Source organism: [Mycoplasma] falconis, assembly GCF_006385795.1.
In the GTDB taxonomy this organism is placed as follows: domain Bacteria; phylum Bacillota_I; class Bacilli_A; order Mycoplasmatales; family Metamycoplasmataceae; genus Metamycoplasma; species Metamycoplasma falconis.
This window is the reverse complement of sequence record NZ_VFSS01000001.1, coordinates 54,165-72,399: the sequence shown is the minus strand read 5'-3', so window position 1 is coordinate 72,399 and position 18,235 is coordinate 54,165. Positions and strand designations below refer to the sequence as shown.

General features: G+C 26.7%; 20 protein-coding genes. 16 read left to right on the top strand and 4 right to left on the bottom strand.

All coding sequences use genetic code 4. The features are described 5' to 3' along the window. Positions 1 to 82 precede the first annotated feature (82 nt). On the top strand, positions 83 to 1,630 hold the full coding sequence (locus tag FJO69_RS06460; protein ID WP_140781035.1) for a DUF2179 domain-containing protein: 1,548 nt from the start codon (positions 83 to 85) through the stop codon (positions 1,628 to 1,630). A gap of 62 nt (positions 1,631 to 1,692) precedes the next feature. Further along, positions 1,693 to 3,111 (top strand): YitT family protein, encoded by a 1,419-nt coding sequence (locus tag FJO69_RS06455; RefSeq protein WP_277872272.1) that lies wholly within the window; start codon positions 1,693 to 1,695, stop codon positions 3,109 to 3,111. Between the two features lie 31 nt (positions 3,112 to 3,142). On the opposite strand, the gene FJO69_RS00430 is transcribed toward FJO69_RS06455, so the two are convergent. Then, positions 3,143 to 3,682, bottom strand: coding sequence for a deoxycytidylate deaminase (locus FJO69_RS00430; RefSeq protein ID WP_277872271.1), 540 nt, complete (start codon positions 3,680 to 3,682; stop codon positions 3,143 to 3,145). Positions 3,683 to 3,917: 235 nt separating this feature from the next. Here FJO69_RS00430 and FJO69_RS00425 point away from each other — a divergent pair, with 235 nt between their 5' ends. The 3 genes from FJO69_RS00425 to FJO69_RS00415 are packed head-to-tail and all read left to right on the top strand — an operon-like array spanning position 3,918 to position 7,646. Continuing rightward, complete coding sequence (locus tag FJO69_RS00425; protein ID WP_211333772.1) at positions 3,918 to 5,333, top strand: Eco57I restriction-modification methylase domain-containing protein; 1,416 nt, start codon at positions 3,918 to 3,920, stop codon at positions 5,331 to 5,333. Continuing rightward, positions 5,326 to 6,048 carry a hypothetical protein gene (locus FJO69_RS06450; RefSeq protein WP_140781033.1) on the top strand — a complete coding sequence of 241 codons (723 nt, stop codon included), beginning with the start codon at positions 5,326 to 5,328 and terminating at the stop codon, positions 6,046 to 6,048. Before FJO69_RS00425 ends, FJO69_RS06450 begins: the two co-directional genes overlap by 8 nt. 11 nt (positions 6,049 to 6,059) lie before the next feature. Beyond that, a complete protein-coding gene (locus tag FJO69_RS00415) occupies positions 6,060 to 7,646 on the top strand; it encodes a hypothetical protein (protein ID WP_140781032.1) in 1,587 nt (528 codons plus the stop codon). Positions 7,647 to 7,700: 54 nt separating this feature from the next. Here FJO69_RS00415 and rpmA read toward each other — a convergent pair whose 3' ends face one another. Then, positions 7,701 to 7,976 (bottom strand): 50S ribosomal protein L27, encoded by a 276-nt coding sequence (rpmA, locus tag FJO69_RS00410; RefSeq protein WP_140781031.1) that lies wholly within the window; start codon positions 7,974 to 7,976, stop codon positions 7,701 to 7,703. Continuing rightward, a complete protein-coding gene (gene rplU, locus FJO69_RS00405; RefSeq protein ID WP_140781030.1) occupies positions 7,976 to 8,278 on the bottom strand; it encodes a 50S ribosomal protein L21 in 303 nt (100 codons plus the stop codon). Before rplU ends, rpmA begins: the two co-directional genes overlap by 1 nt. Before the next feature lie 181 nt (positions 8,279 to 8,459). Between rplU and mutM the strand changes: the two genes are divergently transcribed. From mutM to FJO69_RS06405, 11 genes are all read left to right on the top strand, one after another. Then, a complete protein-coding gene (gene mutM / locus FJO69_RS00400) occupies positions 8,460 to 9,293 on the top strand; it encodes a DNA-formamidopyrimidine glycosylase (RefSeq protein ID WP_140781029.1) in 834 nt (277 codons plus the stop codon). Further along, positions 9,283 to 9,528 (top strand): hypothetical protein, encoded by a 246-nt coding sequence (locus FJO69_RS00395; protein ID WP_140781079.1) that lies wholly within the window; start codon positions 9,283 to 9,285, stop codon positions 9,526 to 9,528. Before mutM ends, FJO69_RS00395 begins: the two co-directional genes overlap by 11 nt. 105 nt (positions 9,529 to 9,633) lie before the next feature. Continuing rightward, positions 9,634 to 10,614, top strand: a complete 981-nt coding sequence (gene nrnA / locus FJO69_RS06445) for a bifunctional oligoribonuclease/PAP phosphatase NrnA (protein WP_140781028.1) — start codon at positions 9,634 to 9,636, stop codon at positions 10,612 to 10,614. Further along, the gene (gene nrnA / locus FJO69_RS06440; protein WP_140781027.1) at positions 10,598 to 11,584 is read left to right on the top strand and encodes a bifunctional oligoribonuclease/PAP phosphatase NrnA; all 987 of its coding nucleotides are present in this window, start codon (positions 10,598 to 10,600) and stop codon (positions 11,582 to 11,584) included. The genes nrnA (FJO69_RS06445) and nrnA (FJO69_RS06440) overlap by 17 nt, the downstream gene beginning before the upstream one ends. Before the next feature lie 142 nt (positions 11,585 to 11,726). After that, on the top strand, positions 11,727 to 12,749 hold the full coding sequence (locus FJO69_RS06435; protein WP_140781026.1) for a DnaJ domain-containing protein: 1,023 nt from the start codon (positions 11,727 to 11,729) through the stop codon (positions 12,747 to 12,749). A 17-nt stretch (positions 12,750 to 12,766) separates the two neighbouring features. Beyond that, the gene (locus FJO69_RS06430) at positions 12,767 to 13,036 is read left to right on the top strand and encodes a hypothetical protein (protein WP_140781025.1); all 270 of its coding nucleotides are present in this window, start codon (positions 12,767 to 12,769) and stop codon (positions 13,034 to 13,036) included. Between the two features lie 55 nt (positions 13,037 to 13,091). Then, a complete protein-coding gene (locus tag FJO69_RS06425) occupies positions 13,092 to 13,502 on the top strand; it encodes a hypothetical protein (RefSeq protein WP_140781024.1) in 411 nt (136 codons plus the stop codon). 160 nt (positions 13,503 to 13,662) lie between these two features. Further along, on the top strand, positions 13,663 to 14,055 hold the full coding sequence (locus FJO69_RS06420; protein WP_140781023.1) for a hypothetical protein: 393 nt from the start codon (positions 13,663 to 13,665) through the stop codon (positions 14,053 to 14,055). 243 nt (positions 14,056 to 14,298) lie between these two features. Continuing rightward, on the top strand, positions 14,299 to 15,435 hold the full coding sequence (gene metK, locus FJO69_RS06415; RefSeq protein WP_140781022.1) for a methionine adenosyltransferase: 1,137 nt from the start codon (positions 14,299 to 14,301) through the stop codon (positions 15,433 to 15,435). 11 nt (positions 15,436 to 15,446) lie between these two features. Then, positions 15,447 to 16,685, top strand: coding sequence for a tyrosine--tRNA ligase (gene tyrS / locus FJO69_RS06410; protein ID WP_140781021.1), 1,239 nt, complete (start codon positions 15,447 to 15,449; stop codon positions 16,683 to 16,685). A 3-nt stretch (positions 16,686 to 16,688) separates the two neighbouring features. Beyond that, a complete protein-coding gene (locus tag FJO69_RS06405; protein WP_140781020.1) occupies positions 16,689 to 17,762 on the top strand; it encodes an alanine/ornithine racemase family PLP-dependent enzyme in 1,074 nt (357 codons plus the stop codon). A 47-nt stretch (positions 17,763 to 17,809) separates the two neighbouring features. Here the strand turns inward: FJO69_RS06405 and rpoE are convergent, their stop codons facing one another. Then, positions 17,810 to 18,064 (bottom strand): DNA-directed RNA polymerase subunit delta, encoded by a 255-nt coding sequence (rpoE, locus tag FJO69_RS06400; RefSeq protein ID WP_140781019.1) that lies wholly within the window; start codon positions 18,062 to 18,064, stop codon positions 17,810 to 17,812. Positions 18,065 to 18,235: the final 171 nt, after the last annotated feature.

Sequence of the window (18,235 nt, the reverse complement as noted above, 5' to 3'; positions counted from 1 at the left end):
GTAAGAACGTTTTTATTTAACTTTATATAGTTAAATAATTGAAACAATTAACAATTAAAAAGAATATAATTGATATGTTTTTATGCAAAATAAAGTTAAAAATGTTAAAAAAATAAATAAAAATACAATTGACATTAATCCTTATAAAGTCAATATTTTTAATGTTTTTAAAAAATATCCTAAACGAATGTTAATGATCCTAATTTCAGCAATTTTATATAACGTAGCTGTTAGCATTTTCTTAACCAAAGCAGCAACGATAGCTACTGGACTTTCAGCAGTAGCTCAGGCTATTACGATGCCAATACTGATTTTAGGACCTTATTTTGCTTATATTTATTTACTATTAAACTTACCTTTAATCATTTATTATTGAAGAAAAAATTCGCGTTTGTTTATGATATGTACCGCTTGATGAATGCTTTTTCAGGTTATTTTACAATCTATCTTTTTATTACCAATTATTAAATCAGGATTGCACCAAATTTCTATTTATTATGTTAATTGAAATGTAAACATTCCTTATTCTAAATTGATTCCGTGAGAAGTTTACGGACAATATAACCAAGCTTTTATTACTAAAACTTTTATTAATTTAAGCACCCAAGCAAGTGATTTAATATTACCAATTAAAGATGGATATATACCGGCTAATTTTTCAGATTTAATTAACGCTTGAAATGGGTTTGTAAAAGATAATGCTTCTTATATTACTGAAAATAATTTACCTTTTAAACTAATGGATAATAGTCAAAATATTTATTTAAGTGATTTTTATAATGCGATAGGTATTAATACTAAATTCTTAAATTCAACGCAGTTTGCTACTATATTAAATGATAATTTAAATATTAAAGATTTAACCACTCTAAAAGAAACGCTTGATAAATTAGCTAAAACTAATTATTTATTTAGTGATTATCATAATTTATTTGATGGTCAAACTATATTAATAAATAACGTTATAACAAACGCGATTATTTTTGACATTTTAAATGTTTCCAGATTATATTCATCTGGCTTTTCAAATCCAACTTGACCAATTATTATATATACAGTTATTGGCGGAATAATGGCTGGAATTGCTTCGGGGTTAGCTTGAAAAAATTCAGGAAGTGCCGGTGGTTCTGATTTTGTTGTATTTTATATTTCTAAAATGAAACAAAAAAGTGTGGGAAGAACCTCAAGTTATGTTGCCTTATTCTTCTGTACGGTTTCTGTGGCAGTTATTTCTTTATTAGAAGGAATTGGCGTAGCTCAAGGTAAGCCTTTAAATGTAGGTGGATTAATTTTAAGAATTATTTCCTCTTTCGGTTATATCTTTTTATATACAGCGATTATCGAACTTATTTATCCTAAATACAAGAAAGTTAAAATTGATGTATATACTAAAAAACCAGATTTAGTTATTTCACATTTTAAAAATATTAATTATTGACATGGGTTTAATATTGAAAGAGTGATTGGTGGTTTTACTAATACAGAAACAACCGTAATAGAAACTTACGTTTTATTTTTAGAATTAAAACAAATTAAAGAGCAAATATTAAAAGCCGATCCACATGCTTGAATAGCCACGACCCGTGTAAATAAGGTTGTTGGTAAATTTGATACATCTAAGATTGAATAAAAAATTATTTAATAATTTTTACTATATATTCTTATAAAATTTATATCAAAGAAAGGAACTTTGTGAAAACTAAAGAACTATTAGATAAAGCAGAACGCAAAAAACAAAAGTTAGAAAACCGTAAAATTAATTACGATTCAATTAATCCTAATAAATTAAACTTTTTAAACATTTGAAAAAAAGCCCCTAAAAAAATGATTTTAATTATCATTTCAGCTTTTCTATATAACCTAGCAGTTGCTACTTTTTTAGCTAAAGCTGCAACAATCGCAACTGGTATATCAGCCTTAGTTCAAATGATTACTATTCCATTAGTACAAACAGCACCTTATTTTGCTTATATATACTTTGCTTTCAATTTACCTTTTATTATTATTTTCTGACGTAAGAACTCGCGTTTATTTATGATTTTGACGACTTATTGATTATTATTCCAAGTTGTCTTACAATCTATTTTATTAATACCCACCCTACAAAACGGAATTCATCATATTTCAATTTATTACGTTAACTGAAACAAAGATATTTCATATAACCATTTAGTTCCTTGAGATGCTTATGGACAATATTCAAGTGATTTACTTTTAAATTCTCCTTTAAGTTCTGATTTTAAAACCGCTTTAACTAATGATTTTGGAGTTAAAGCCGATTCAATTAATTACTTTAGCGACTTTTTAAAATGAGCTTCTGAAAATAATCATGTTAATAAACAATTGTTTTTAGAAACCTTAGAAAAATATTGATCAATTAAAAATATTGATTCAACTAATGAATTTATTAATCAATTAAATAGCAACATTGTAGCTAACAATGATCTTAAAAATTTAATCGGCGTACAACTATCAACAGTACAAGCGATGTATGGTTTAGGTTTTTCTAATCCAACCTGACCTATTATTGTATATACCATCATCGGTGGAGTTATGGCTGGGGTTGCTGGTGGGCTTTCTTGAAAAGGTTCTGCTTCAACTGCTGGTGCTGACTTTGTTATTTACTATATTTCTAAAATGAAACAAAAAAGCGTTGGTAAAATTTCAACTTATGTTGCTTTAGCAATGGGGGCTTTATCAATCTTTATAATAGCTGTTTTAGAAGGAATAGGTGTAGCTAAAGGTCGTCCGATGAACCCTGGTGGTTTAATTGTTAGAGTAGTTTCATCAATCGGTTATATCTTTATTTATAGTGCATTTATAGAACTTATATACCCTAAATATAAAAAGATTAGAGTGGAAATATATACTAAAAATCCAGATGCAGTTATTAATCACTTTAAAGAAATTAATTACTGACATGGTTATAATATTTCTAAAGTTACCGGTGGTTATACTAATACCGAAACAACTAAAATTGAAACATACGCTTTATATCTAGAACAAACTTTAATTTGTCAAGAAGTTTATAAAGCCGACCCTTCAGCCTGAGTTTCTGTAATTAAAGTTCAAAACGTATTTGGACACTTTAACACTTCTAAAATTGAATAGAAAAAACAATCAGTTTTTAGGCTGATTGTTTTTATTTGATCTTAAAATCTATTTCAAAATCTTTCTCCATTTTAATCATTTTTACGCCGAAAGAATCGAATATTACTTTTGAAGCTTTAAAATCATCTGATTCGGGTTTATAGGCTTCGGCGTAATAAACCTTAGCTATCTTAGATTGAACGATTAATTTAGCACAATGATAACAAGGCGAATGAGTTACATAAATGCTTGATCCTTTAATAATTGAAGCATTATTAATATTAGCGTTAATAATGGCATTAGCTTCGGCATGAACTACATAGGTGTATTTAGAATTTAAAACATCAGATTGATCTTTGGGTCTTTCTCAAGAAAACATTAAATCATTATTAGTTTCTTGATTATTGTAACCGGTTGGCATTCCATTATAACCAAGTGAAATAACGTAATTATCAGGGCTTACTATACAAGCTCCTACTTTGGTGGTCGGGTCTTTAGAACGCAAAGCACTAAGTTTTGCTAATGACATAAAATAAATGTCTCATTTGATATTATCTTTTTTCTCGTCGAATATAAAGTTATTTTTTTTCATGTTTTATATTTTAACATAAAAAAATAAAACGAAATGGGCGCCGCAGCCCCCATTTCCAATTATTCAGTGAAGTAAGCAATATAATGCTCGGATAAGATATTAACTTTGTTAATCCACCTAACGTGAGGTGAACTGTTAATATTTTAGCATAAAACTTACTACCTTATTAAAATTAATAATATTAAGTTAAAATATTTATATATTTACCCACGTGTGTTGATTAAGGAGTTTTAATATGTCAATAAAAAATACCGGAGCCGTTTATACGCCGAAGTTTATAGTCGATTTAATGCTTGATAAAATTGGTTATAAAGATCAAAATTTATTAAAAAAACATATAATCGATAATTCATGTGGTGAAGGTGCTTTTTTAATAGAGATAGTAGATAGATATATAAAAAATTACTTTATTTTTAATAATGACTTAAAACAACTTAAAAAAGAATTAGAAACCTATATACATGGGATTGAAATAAATAAAGAATCATTTTTAAAAACCTTAGATAATTTAAATGCAGTTGCTAATAAATACGGTTTATTAAATTTAAAATGAGACATTATTAATGACAATGCTTTTAAGGTTTCAAAATTTAATAACAAGATTGATTTTGTAGTTGGTAATCCACCTTATGTAAGAATACATAACTTAAATAATAATTATCAAGATGTTAAATTAGGTAAATTTAGTCAACAAGGTATGACCGATTTATATATTGCTTTTTATGAAATTGGTTTATCGATGTTAAATGGCAAAGGGAAGTTAATTTATATTAACCCAACCTCATTATTACAAAGCAAGGCTTCTTCCGTTTTAAGAAAATATATTATTGGTAATAATTTATTAACTGATTTTATTGATTTAAAACACTTACAAGTTTTTAAGAACATAACCACTTATACCGGTATATTTCTTTTAGACAAAAACAAAGAAACAGCAGATGTAAATTATTATGAAATAGATCAAAAATTTAATTTAAATTTTATTGATAAATTAAAAGCTGATTTATTTTATATTGACGATAATTTTTATTTTTCAAATAAAAACAGCTTAATAGAATTAAAACAAATTTTAAATTACGAACCAACTTTATCTAATATTGAAGTGAAAAACGGATTAGCTACTTTAGCAGATAAAATATTTATTAAAGAAGATTTTCAATTTAAAAGCAGTAATGTTATTGATGTTTATAAAATATCTAGACAAACAAAATTTAAAATAATTTTTCCTTATGACAAAAACGGCAATTTATTGCCTTTTGATAAATTAGATTTAAATGTGCGTAAATACTTATTAAAAAATAAAAAAGCTTTGCAAGATAGAAGTTTAATTGATAATCAAGAGTGATATTCTTTTGGCAGAACGCAATCTATTAAAGATGTTAATAAACCAAAAATAGTTATTAGTAATTTAATTAAGACAAGTAATGATATAAAAATAAAATTAATTAAACCAAATGTTGCAGTCTATTCAGGTATTTATATTATTGGGGAATTAAATTTAGGGAAAATTGAAAAAATATTATTAAGTGATGATTTTATAAACTATTTAAAACTATTAAAGAAATATAAAAATGGCGGCTATTATACATTTTCAACAAAAGACTTAAAAAAATATCTTCAATTTTATTTAGAAAAGGACATACATGACTAAAGAATTTTTAGAAGTAGTTAAGGATAGTTTTTTTGCTTATCTAAATAGTGGAGCAAGAAGTAATCAAAAATTAAAAAGCCTACATTCTAAAATAGGTGAAGATATTTTATTTAAAATTAACCAGTTATCTCAAAACAAAGAAGACAAATATAAAATAGTTTCTATTAATGAAAATAGTTCGGAAGAATATTTATTACACGGAAGATATATTGATAAAAAGATAGATATTGCAATACTCAAAAATAATAATTTTATTGCCTGCATATCAGTTAAATTTTTTATGTCTAATATTAAACAAAATAAAAATAATTATTTTGAAAATATGCTTGGAGAAACCGCTAATGTTAGAACTCAAAATTATAAATATTTTCAATTTATTTTAATGCCAATTTCTGTTCCTTATTTTGATAAGAATAAAAATATTAAAAAATGAGAACATGTAAATGAAAGTGACTTAGGGAAGTATTTTATAATGTCTCATGATAATGAAATATTATTTTTTCATGTTCCTAACAAAACCTTTATTGGTTTATTGCAATTCCCTGAAGTACAAGCTAATAATTTTGAAGAATACAAACAAGCCTTTATACAAAACCAATTATTTGAAATTGATTTTGCTAAAACATTATTTAAAAGCGAATACGGTAAACAATTAATAATTAACGATTATGAAGAATTTATTCAAAAAGTAGCTTATGCTGCTTTATCAGATTAAGAGAGTATATTATGAATGATAAACAAACATATATAAAATATTTTGCTAATAATAAAAAAGCTCAAGAATTTTTATTAAAAGAAAATAACAATGATACTTTTAATAGTTTTTTTAATTTTTATCAAAATAGTTTTGTAGGTAAAATTGGTTTTAACAATTTAACCTTTAATGAATTAACTATTAAATTAATTACCCAAACTTTAATTAATAAGATTAAAAATAATAATCAAAAAATTAATTTTTTATTAGCTCATGACGGAAGCGACAAACAACTTTATCAATTTGTTTTAGATCAGGCGTATGTATTATCTGCCAATAATATTAATGTAATTATATTTGACAAAAATCAACCAGTGCACGAAAGCTTTTTAAAATATAGTTTAATTAAGACTCAAAATATAACCATTTGTTCTTATTTATCTCGTTTTACTTATGACGGTCAATATAAATTAAGTTTTTATACTGGTTCAGGACAACCTGTTAATACTAAAATTCTTTCTACTATTAGCCAAGAAATAAGTGTTTTAGATCCGTTTTCAATCAAAACTTTTCAAAATGATCTTAAAAAAATTAATTATGAAATTTTAGTTAGCGAATATACTAATTTTTTGACTCAAAATAATTTAACGCAAAGCATTAACAAACTTCTTAATATTGGAATTATTAGAGATGAAACATCTATTAATTTTGTTCGCAAAATAATGGGTAAAAATGATTTTGGCTATACTTTGATTAAAAAAAATAATTTACCAGATCAACCCAATGAAATAAAATTGCCTAACATTTTAATTAAAAAACATAAACAAATAAATTATTTAGTTAAATTTTCCTACGATAAAAAGAAACTTTATGTTTATGCTAAAAAAGAAAGTAAAAATTTATTTACTTCTACTTTTCAATTAATTAATATTAATGATTTAATTCTGAATTATTTTGTTTTTGCTAATACCGTTTTAATAACTAACAAAAAATACCAACCTTTAAAAGAAATTAAATACAGTATTGCTAACGATGAAGTCGGATTTAAAAACATTGCTAAAAAATATGAATTAAAAATTAATGAAGTTTGAAACAATAAATTTTTCGTCTCTCAACAAGATAACTATTTATATTTAAATGAAAATAATGAAATTTATTATTCTTGATTAAATTATCAAAGTTTAGACCCTTATTTAACTTTAACAATATTAAGTGATATGTTTAATTATTATCAAACTCAAGAATTAAGCTTTTTTGAGTATGCCAAAAAGAATTTATCTTACGTTTTACATAATAATATTTCTACTTTTTCTTATAAATGCAGTTTTAAAAATATCGAATCATTTGAAACTAAAATTTTTAACCAAAAACAATTAGCTGGTATTGATATTTTACAAATTGAAGATTTAAGAGATCATGTTTTAGAAAAAGAAAAATATATAGCTAAATTTTGATTAAACGAAAATGAATGAATTTTAATTAAATATAACTTTGAATATAAAAATTTAGATTTTATAGTTAGTGAAACTATTAAAACAAATTTAAATGTAGCAACTAAGCTGAAAAAGTTTTTCAAAAAATTTTTAAGTAAATACTCTAATCCTTTATTAAATTTATAAAATAAAAAAATCTGGCCTTAAACCAGATTTTTATTATTCATTGCTTAATAAGATTTATTTATTTCTTTTAGCAAGTTCTTCTTCAGAATAAACTGAAGCAAATTTACGATTGATTCTGTTTTCAAATTTTACAATTCCATCGATTAAAGCATATAGAGTGTCATCTTTTCCTCTACCAACATTGTTGCCTGGGAAAATTTTTGTTCCTCTTTGTCTATAGATAATGCTTCCTGCTAACACAAATTGACCGTCAGTAGCTTTAACGCCTAATCTTCTTCCGGCTGAGTCTCTACTATTAGAGGTTGTTCCACCTGATTTCGTATGAGCCATTATTTAACCTTAATTTCTGAAATTTTAATTCTTGTATATGGTTGACGGTGTCCTAATTTACGTTTGTGGGTTGATTTAGCATTGTGTCTATAAACAACGATTTTTTTAGCTTTTCCTTGTTTTTCGATGGTTCCTAAAACAGAAGCAGATTCTACATAAGGTGTTCCAACTAGATTTTCAACAGCTAAAACTCTGTCAAAAGTAACTTGGTCGCCTTCATTGCCTTCGATTTTTTCGATGTAAATCACATCACCAGATTTAACTAGTAATTGTTTTCCACCGGTTTCGATGATAGCAAACATGTAAATCCTCCTTATATTTTGTCTCATCTTTGAGGTACTGTTTCACCAGTTTGTAAACCTTTTTAGAATGGTTACTCTATAAGTAACGGCTTAATTATAACAAAAAAAGCTTAATTAAAAAAATAAAGCAATAAAACTGTTATTTTTAAGCAAATTATAAATTATATTTATAATTATCAATATGCCAGAATTACCAGAAGTCAGAACAGTGTGTGAAGCACTGAAACCAAAAATTTTAAATAAGAAAATTAAAAGTATCGATATTTTTTATCCTAAGTTATTTAAAGAATATCAACCAGAAGTTTTTGTTGAAGCTTTAGTAGGTCAAAAAATTGTCGATATTAAAAATAAAGGTAAACATATTATTTTCTTTCTTGATAATAATGATGTCTTATTATCGCATTTAAGAATGGAAGGAAAATATCGTTATTACCAAGATAAAGACCCTAACGAAAAACATTTAATTATGAAAATGATTTTTGAAGATAATTCTATTCTTCATTATTTAGATACAAGAATGTTTGGAACTTTTCATTTAAGAAACATTAATAATTACAACCAAATTTTACCGCTTTCTAAAGTAGCTGATGAACCGGCTTATATTGATGTTAATGAAGTTTATCAAAAATTAAGAAAGTCTACTACCGCTATTAAAACCAAATTATTAGATCAAACAATTGTTTCCGGAATTGGAAATATTTATGTTGATGAAACTTTATTTATTTGTAAAGTTCATCCTGAAACACCAGCTAACATGATTTCACTAGAAAAACTTGCTGAAATTATTAAAACCTCAGCAGAAGTTATGGAAAAAAGTTTTCAATTAGGTGGAACAACTTTGTTTTCTTATGAAAGTTTAAATCAGAAACAAGGTTCATATCAAAACTTTTTACAAATTCATAGTAATGACATTAAGATTTGCAAAAGATGTGAAAGCGAAACTTCTAAAATAAAAGTTAATGGCAGAGGTACATATTTATGTAGTAATTGCCAAAGGAAAGAAAATGAATTTTAAATTCTTTCCGATGGAAATAGATCTTCACGGAATGGATACAAATCAAGCAACCGCCTATTTATTAGGAGCTTTGTTTGAATTTAACGAAGATCGTTTTAATCAATATATGGATATTATTGTTGGAGTTGGTAGCGGGGCAATGAAATTTGTTACCGAGCAACTTTTAGAAGAAGAGGGATATCCTTATAAATATTTGACCTCTAATGGTTCTAAAATTAGAGTTTATCATCGTTAGTTTAAAGAAGGTTAATACCTTCTTTTTTCTTGTCTTTTAAAAATAACTTATAATTTAAACGTATTATACTTATAACAATTACTTAAAAAATAATAGGAGATAAAAATGGCTAAAAATACATGAGAAATTGCTAAAAAAGCAATCGAAGAACATGACAATATTTTTATATTTCACCACATTAGACCAGACGGAGATTGTTTGGGATCTCAATTTGGATTAAGAGAATTAATAAAAACTAATTACCCAGAAAAAAACGTTTATGTTTTCGGAGATAACGGCGGTATTTTTCCGTTCTTAGAATGAGATTTTGATAAATTTGAAGACGTTCCTAAGGATCATTTTAAAAATTCATTAGGAGTAGTAGTTGATGCTAACTCTTCAAATAGAATTCAATTCGCACAATATATTTTAGATAAAAACTTTACTCACATGTTAAGAATTGATCACCACCCTGTTGATCCAGATATAAATTACGATTACACTTGAGAAGATGCAACTTATGCAGCTGCTGCTGAACAAATTGGTTATATCGCAATGAAAGCAAATTGAAAAGTTACCACCAAAGCTGCAACTTATACTTATTTAGGTATTAATACTGATTCAGGTAGATTTCAATATGAATACGTAGTAAGCAGAACTTTTGAGGTAATGAATTATTTACATAAAGATAATGATTTTAAAGTATGAAATGTTAACTTTCCTCTTTCAATTAGAGATGAAAAAAGAGTTAGATTTAATGCTTACGTGCTTTTAAACTATAAAGAATTAAATAAAGTGCTTTATTTCCATGTAACTAAAAAAGTACAAAAGAAATTTGGCTTAAATGAAAATCAAGCTAACGATGTAAATATTTTAGCTAATATTGGCGATTGTAAAATTTGAGTTTTATTTATCGATCAACCAGACGGTACAATAAGGGCAAGAGTTAGATCAAACGGAATTTGAATTAATCACATCTGTGCTAAATATAAACCAGGTGGAGGACACGAAGTTGCTTCAGGTGCTACATGTCAAAATAAACACGATATGAAAGCTTTATTGCAAGATTTAGCAAACGAGGTTGATAAACATGCTAGAAATCAGTAAAGATAAATTAAATTTATTTAAAGAAATTGAATCAAAAATAGCAAATCATAAAAATATTGTTATTTATCACCATATTCGACCTGATGGTGATTGTTTAGGATCACAAGCAGGGCTTAAAGCATTAATCCAAGAAAATTATCCTGATAAAAATGTTTATGCTATCGGTGATGCTAAAGGTAATTTTCCATATTTAAACTTTACAATGGATGAATTGCCAAAACAAAAACTTGAAGACTCTTTGGCTATTATAGTTGATGCTAATTTTAAAGAAAGATTAGAAAGCAGAGAATATTTGGATAATAACTTCTTTGATGAAGTAATTAGAATTGATCACCATCCTAATGATGATGATTTAAATGCTTCATTAAGATGAGTAGAACCAGAAGCTCCTGCCGCTGCTCAACAAGTTGCAGAATTAGCTTATGGTTTAAATTGAAAAGTTAATTCAAGAGCAGCTACTTGTTTATATTTAGGAATTTATACTGACTCTGTTAGATTAACTACCAATACGACCACTCCTAAAACCATGTTTTTAGTTTCGTGATTGTGAGCTAACGCCGCACAAAAAGATATGCTACATGCCGAAATGGCTAAAAAATCATTAGCAGATATTAAGGTAAATGCCTTTATTCAACAAAACATGAAAATTGCTAATGATGTTGTATCTTTCTTCTTTACACTAGAAGATCAACATAAGTTAGGTATTACTGATCCTCTTAAAGCTAATCGTCCATTTATATTGGCTTCTATCGATGATAATAAGGCTTGAGTATTCTTTACTGAAGAAGCACCAGGACAAATTAGATGTGAATTTAGATCAACTGGATGTTGTGTTAGAAATGTTGCTTTAAAATGAGGCGGAGGAGGACATCACCGTGCTTCTGGAGCACAAATTAACGATGCTAAAAACATACCTTTAATCATTAAGGATTTAGAAGAAGAAACTAAAAATCTTGCTGAATATCAATAATTTCCAAAAACGTTGCCATTAAGGCGGCGTTTTAATTATTTTTTAAAATTTTTACCGTTTTTTTTTTTTTTTTGAAAGTTAGTAAAATAAAAGAGAACAGCCATTAGCTGTTCGTTTAAAAAATATATACAAGGATAATTATATGCTAACTAAAAAAGAATGTTTAGAAATTTTAGGTGTATCAGAAACAGCTACAAAAGAACAAATAAAAGTGGTTTACCGTCAATTAGCAAACATTTATCATCCAGATAAATTTACAGAAGGTTCGGACGAAAATAAGATGTCAAAAATAACCGAAGCTTATAACTGCTTAATGGAAGAACAGTTTGATACAAATGATTCAAGTTTCAAAAATTCAAATCCTCTTAAACAAGAAATGGATAGCTTTGTTTGAAGAGCAGATCTTCCGTTTTTTGAATGAAGTAAGGAAGAAGTCATTGAATATTATAAAAAACTAGATTTTGACGCAGATAATTTATTAGAACCAGAAGATTTATCAGAATTTTTATTTAAAAGCCCGACTCAAGAAAGTGCTAAAGACTTTAACAAAATTTTAAATAATAAAATGTTTATAAATTATCACATTTTTTATAACTTACCAATGAACGTTAATCGAAAAGTAATTTTAAAATTAAATGAACAAAATTGGAAGCAAGCTATGAATTCTAATTTGCCCGAATGAAAGAAAGAAAAAATTAGAAAAATATGTAGCAATTGTCATAAATGATATTCAAATGAAGAATGATTTAATTTTGCTTTAGCTTTTGAATTTATTTTATATACTCCGTTTCAATTAAATATTAATTTTTATTCAGATATTTTACAAGTTTCTAAATTAGCAAGCCCAAAAGAATTGTTTTCTAGATTTGATGATATTTGTGTAAATGGAGCTTCGTTATATTATTCAATTTTAACAGCTGAAACAAGCCCTGTATATTTTTCTTTTGATGAAATTGTTGATTTGGTTTGAATATCTAATATTGGTGCAGATTTAGTCGGAGATAATCGTGATTCATATCTTAAATATATAGAGAATTTTGAAAATGAGTTTGGATACACTCACTACAAGTTAATTCGTAGAGATCAATTTATGATGTCAATAATATATCCACTTGCTTTAACTGGTGGCAATATGCCTATTATATTTTTAAACAAAGTTTCTTAATTATAAAGGAGAATTTAATGAATAAAAGATCAGTCGGTCTATGAGGGATTATATGTACATTTGTTCCTTTCTTTCAAATAGCGCTACCTATTTTATGAATCTTATCAATAATTGTTGCGTTTCAAGAAGATATTAAATCTGCGAAAATCACTTCTTTATTAGGATTTGTACCTTTTATTGGATTAATAATGGCTTTTGTAACTTTTGTTATTCTTTTGGCAAGTAGTAACGAAGAAAAAAGAATATATAAATCAAGTTACAACACTGCTAACAACCCGTATTTATAATTTTTTAAAATTGCACTATTTAAAATAATGAAATATTTTAATTTTAAGGATTTTTATGAATAAAAAAGCTATTGGTATAACAGGTATTATTTTCTCTCTGCTTCAACTTTTTTCAGCATCGTTTCTTTTAGCTATTATTATTGTAATTGCGGTTAATAGTTCACAAAAACTTACTAATTCACATGGATTTAAGCAAGCCATAAATGATTCATTAGGTGCTGCAACTGGATTTGCATTTATAATTTCAATTATTAACTTTTTAATATTGTTTATTTTATGAATATTATCAATTATTATAGCTTTTAGAGATTATATGACAGGGGCCAAAGTAACTTCTTTATTGGCTTTAATTCCACTTCTTGCATGATTAATGGTATTTGTTACATTTTGTATTTTAGTTCATTCTGCAAGAAAAGAAAAAATGATATACAATTCTAATTTTTCAAATACTAACCCATATTTATAATCAAAAATACAAGGTTTACGTTTATTTAAATAAGAAATTTTAAAAAAGCATTTACAAGTTTAAATCTCCGTATTATTAGGAGATTTTTATTTGTTTTATATTTATATTAAATTGGTTATAATAAAATGTATATTAATTTATATAAATAAAAAGGATATTTATGAATAAAAAAGCAATAGGTGTTACAGGAATAATCTTTTCATTATTTCAATTCTTGTCATTAGGTATTTTTCTAGGAGTTTTCATTTTTATAGTAGCTACAACCGGACATATGCCTGGTTCTAGTGAAGAAGCTCAAAAAGCAGTGGGATTAGCATTAGCAGCATTAGGTGGTATTACTCTTATACTATCAATTATTAATGGTTTAATATTGTTTATTTTATGAATCTTATCAATCATTGTGGCATTTAGAGATGGTATAACCTCAGCTAAGATTACTTCTTTATTAGCTCTAATTCCTGTTATATCAGGTTTAATGGCATTTATTACTTTCTGTATTTTAGTTAATTCAGCTAATAAACAAGTTAATTACGTTAACGCTTCAAATTTCTAAAATATAAAACCTATTTATAATCAAAAGCACCGCTTGGTGCTTTTATTAATTCTTAGCAAAATAAGTTATTTAAATTTGTTATAATTTTTTAAGTTATTTTAAATACATAGAGAGTTGCCAAATTAGCTATTTAAGGCATGCCAACCTACATATTTTGCAAGGTGGATAGCAAGGGATATAAATCTAACATGTATAAAAATGTTATGTTGAAAACCTTCTCTATGTAAGAAAGGTTTTTTATTTATGAAAAGATTACTTACAAGTGAAAGTGTTGGAGCAGGACATCCGGATAAAATTTGTGATCAAATTAGTGATGCAATTTTAGATGGTCTTTTAAAATATGATCCAAAAGCAAGAGTTGCTTGCGATGTTTTAGCCAACAACAATATTATTTATATAGGTGGGCAAATAACTACTAAGGCTTATATTGATACAGTTAAAGAAGCGTGAAAAGTTTTAAAACCATTAGGTTATCGTGGAACTGATTTTAGCATTATTAATGGAATTATTCCTCAAAGTGCCGATATTGCATTAGGAGTTGATAAAAAAGAAAATCACGAATTAGGTGCTGGCGATCAAGGAATTTTATTTGGTTATGCGACTGATGAAAACGAAGAATACATGCCATGACCAATTGTTTTAGCTCACGAATTAGTTAAAAGAGCAGAAAATTTAAGAAGAAACAAAAAATTTCCGTGAGCTAAAAGTGATATGAAAAGTCAAGTCACAGTTGAATATGATGATGAAACCAACCAAATTGAAGTTAAAAAGATTTTAATGTCAATTCAACATGATGCAAATTACAACGTTGACAAATTTAAGAAATTTATTAAAGCAAATATTATTGATTATGTAATCAACAAATATAAATTGAATACTAATTTTGAAGTATTAATTAATCCAACTGGACGTTTCGTTATCGGTGGTCCTGTGGGAGATACAGGATTAACTGGACGTAAAATTATTGTTGATACTTATGGCGGATTTGCTCGTCACGGAGGTGGAGCTTTTAGTGGTAAAGATGCTACTAAAATCGATCGTTCAGCTGCTTATATGGCTCGTTATGTAGCTAAAAATATAGTTGCAGCCGGAATAGCTAAAAGATGTGAAATTCAACTTTCTTATGCTATTGGGTTACCACGACCTCAATCAATTTACGTTGAGACTTTTAACACTTCAAAATATAGTGAAAAAGAAATTGTTGATATGATTTATCAATTATTTGATTTAAGTGTTGAAGGTATTATTAATACCTTACAACTTCAAAGACCAATTTATTTACAAACTGCTTCTTTTGGTCATTTTGGTCGGAGCGATCTAGATTTACCATGAGAAAAAACTGATAAAATAAACGATATAAAACAATATTTTAATAAATAAGAAGAGGTTATATGTCTTCAAATATACTTAATGATTTAAAAGAAAGAAATATTTTAAAAAATATTTCCAGTGAAGAAAAATTCGATAATTTAGCAAAAGGTGTTGGTGTTTATACTGGCTTTGATCCAACTGCTATAAGTTTACATTTAGGTAATTATGTGCAAATAGCTACTTTGTTAAGATTTAAACAATTTGGATATCATCCTGTGACTATTTTAGGCGGTATTACCGGTATGATTGGTGATCCTAGTTTTAGAAATTCTGAACGTCAATTTTTAGATGTAGAAACTTTAACCAATAATAAAGAAGCAATTAGAAAACAACTATCAAAATTTGGACTAGAAGTTATAGATAACTACGATTTTTATCGTCAATGAAATGTTGTTGATTATTTACGTAATTTAGGTAAATTGATCAATGTTAATTATTTGCTAGATAAAGAAAATATTGCTACGCGTTTATCTTCTGGTCTTTCTTATACCGAATTTAGTTATACCTTAATACAGGGTTGAGATTTTAAAGAGCTATTTGAAAGAAACAATGTTAAAATCCAACTTGGCGGCTCAGATCAATGAGGAAACATAACTACTGGATTAGAAATTATTAGAAAGCTACATGGTGAAAATGCGGATGCCGTTGGAGTTACTGCTAATTTATTAACTGATGAAAATGGGGTTAAATTTGGAAAAAGTACTGGTGGCGGATCTTTATGATTAGATCCTAAAATGACTTCTCCTTATGCAATTTATCAATTTCTTTTAAATCAAGGAGATATTAAGATTGAAGAATATTTAAAATGATTAACTTTTTTAAGCCTAAGTGATATTAATGAAATTATGGCTAAACATAATGAAGCTAAATATTTACGTTTAGCCCAAAAAACTTTGGCTTATGAAATTGTTAAAGACATTCATTCTAAACAAATTGCAGATCAATGTGTAAAGATTAGTGAAATTTTATTTGGTAAAACTAATGAAAAAATTAGTTTATCTGATTTAGAAATGTTATTAGGTTTTCTTAAATCTTACGAAATTAAAAAAGATCAAATTTTTATTGACTTTTTAAAGGAAAATCAAATAGTTTCTTCAAATCGTGAGGCAAGAGAATTTATTACCAAAAATTCATTTAGCATTGATGGTGAAATCGTTAAAGATGAAAATTACATAGTTGATTTTAATAACTATGACGGTAAATATGCTCTTCTTAAAAAAGGTAAAAAAGAATTTATTATTATTAAAAAAGGTTATTAATTTATGAGTTATCCCAAAATTATTATTGATGAAAATAAATTTAAAAATAATGTTAAAGTAGCAATTGACATTTGTAAAAAAAGCAATATTAATGTTTTAGCCGTTACCAAAGGTTTTTGCGGAAATAAAAGAATGGCTGAACTTTATTATGAAGCAGGAATCAGACATTTTGGCGATTCTAGATTAGAGAATTTTAAAGAATATTTACATTTAAAAGATATTCATCGTCAATTACTAAGGATTCCAATGATTTCAGAAATTCCTGAAATGATTGAACTTTGCGATTCTAGTTTAGCTGGTGATTTAGAAGTTATTAAAGCAATTAGTGATTATTGTTTAAAAAACAATAAAAAACCTCACGAAATTGTTTTAATGGTTGAATTAGGTGATCGTCGCGAAGGAGTAATGCCTAACGAAGCTTTAAATTGAGCAAAAACTATTGTTAATGATTTAAAAGGGGTTCAATTAATTGGATTAGGATGCAATTTTGGCTGTTATGGAGCTAGAATACCTTCTGATGAAAAGATGGCAGAATTTATCAAAATTCAAAAACAAATAGAGCAAGATTTAAACATCAAATTAACTCATATGTCTGGCGGTAACTCTTTAAGCTTACATATGGTATGAGAAAATCGAATGCCTAAAGAAATTAACTTTTTAAGAATGGGTTTTGCAATGATTTTTGGTACTGAGGATATGTATCGTCAGACAATAGATGGCATGTATCGAGATGCTTTTAAATGTGAAGCCGAAGTGGTTGCTTGTGACTATAAACCTTCATTGCCTGAAGGAGCTTGCGGAATTGATGCTTTTGGACATAAACCATATTTTGAAGATATCGGTGATATTAAAAGAATGTTGGTTGGAATTGGTAAATTAGATACTGCCTTTGATGCGATGTATCCATATGACGAAGCATTAGACATTTTAGGTGGTTCAAGCGACGTAATGATTATTAATTGAACTAAATCAAAAAGAAATTATAAACCAGGTGATATTGTTGAATTTGGTTTAGATTGAGGTAGTTTGCTTTACTTATTTAATTCAAAATATGTAAAAAAAGAATTCAAAAAATAATTTAAAAAGCAGAAATTTTTAGCTTCTGCTTTTAATTTGTCATTATTTTAGATAGTAGGTCTAATAGTAGTTCAAGTACCATCTTCGTTATGGAAGAAAGCTCCGTCGATTGTTAGTAAACGATATAATTCACCACGTTTTTGTTCTAGTAATTTTTCATCAGAAACTTCTTGTGGAGTTTCTTCTCTTCAACGGTCAAATAATTTTGAGCTAATTTTGTTAAATAAAACTGCAAAAGACATGCTTTCAATTCCATTTAAAACATTTTTTGCTTCGTCAACTAAGGTAATATATGTTTTCATTTTTCTCCATCTTGATCTACTATTTGGGTCCAAACGCCAGTAAATCAATCAATCAATTTTTACATTATAGTATAATTAAAACTGTATAAATCATACAAAATTATTATAGTCTAAAAATACATTCGGTATTATAACACAAAAATAGTTTTTATAAATTTTATAAATTTAATG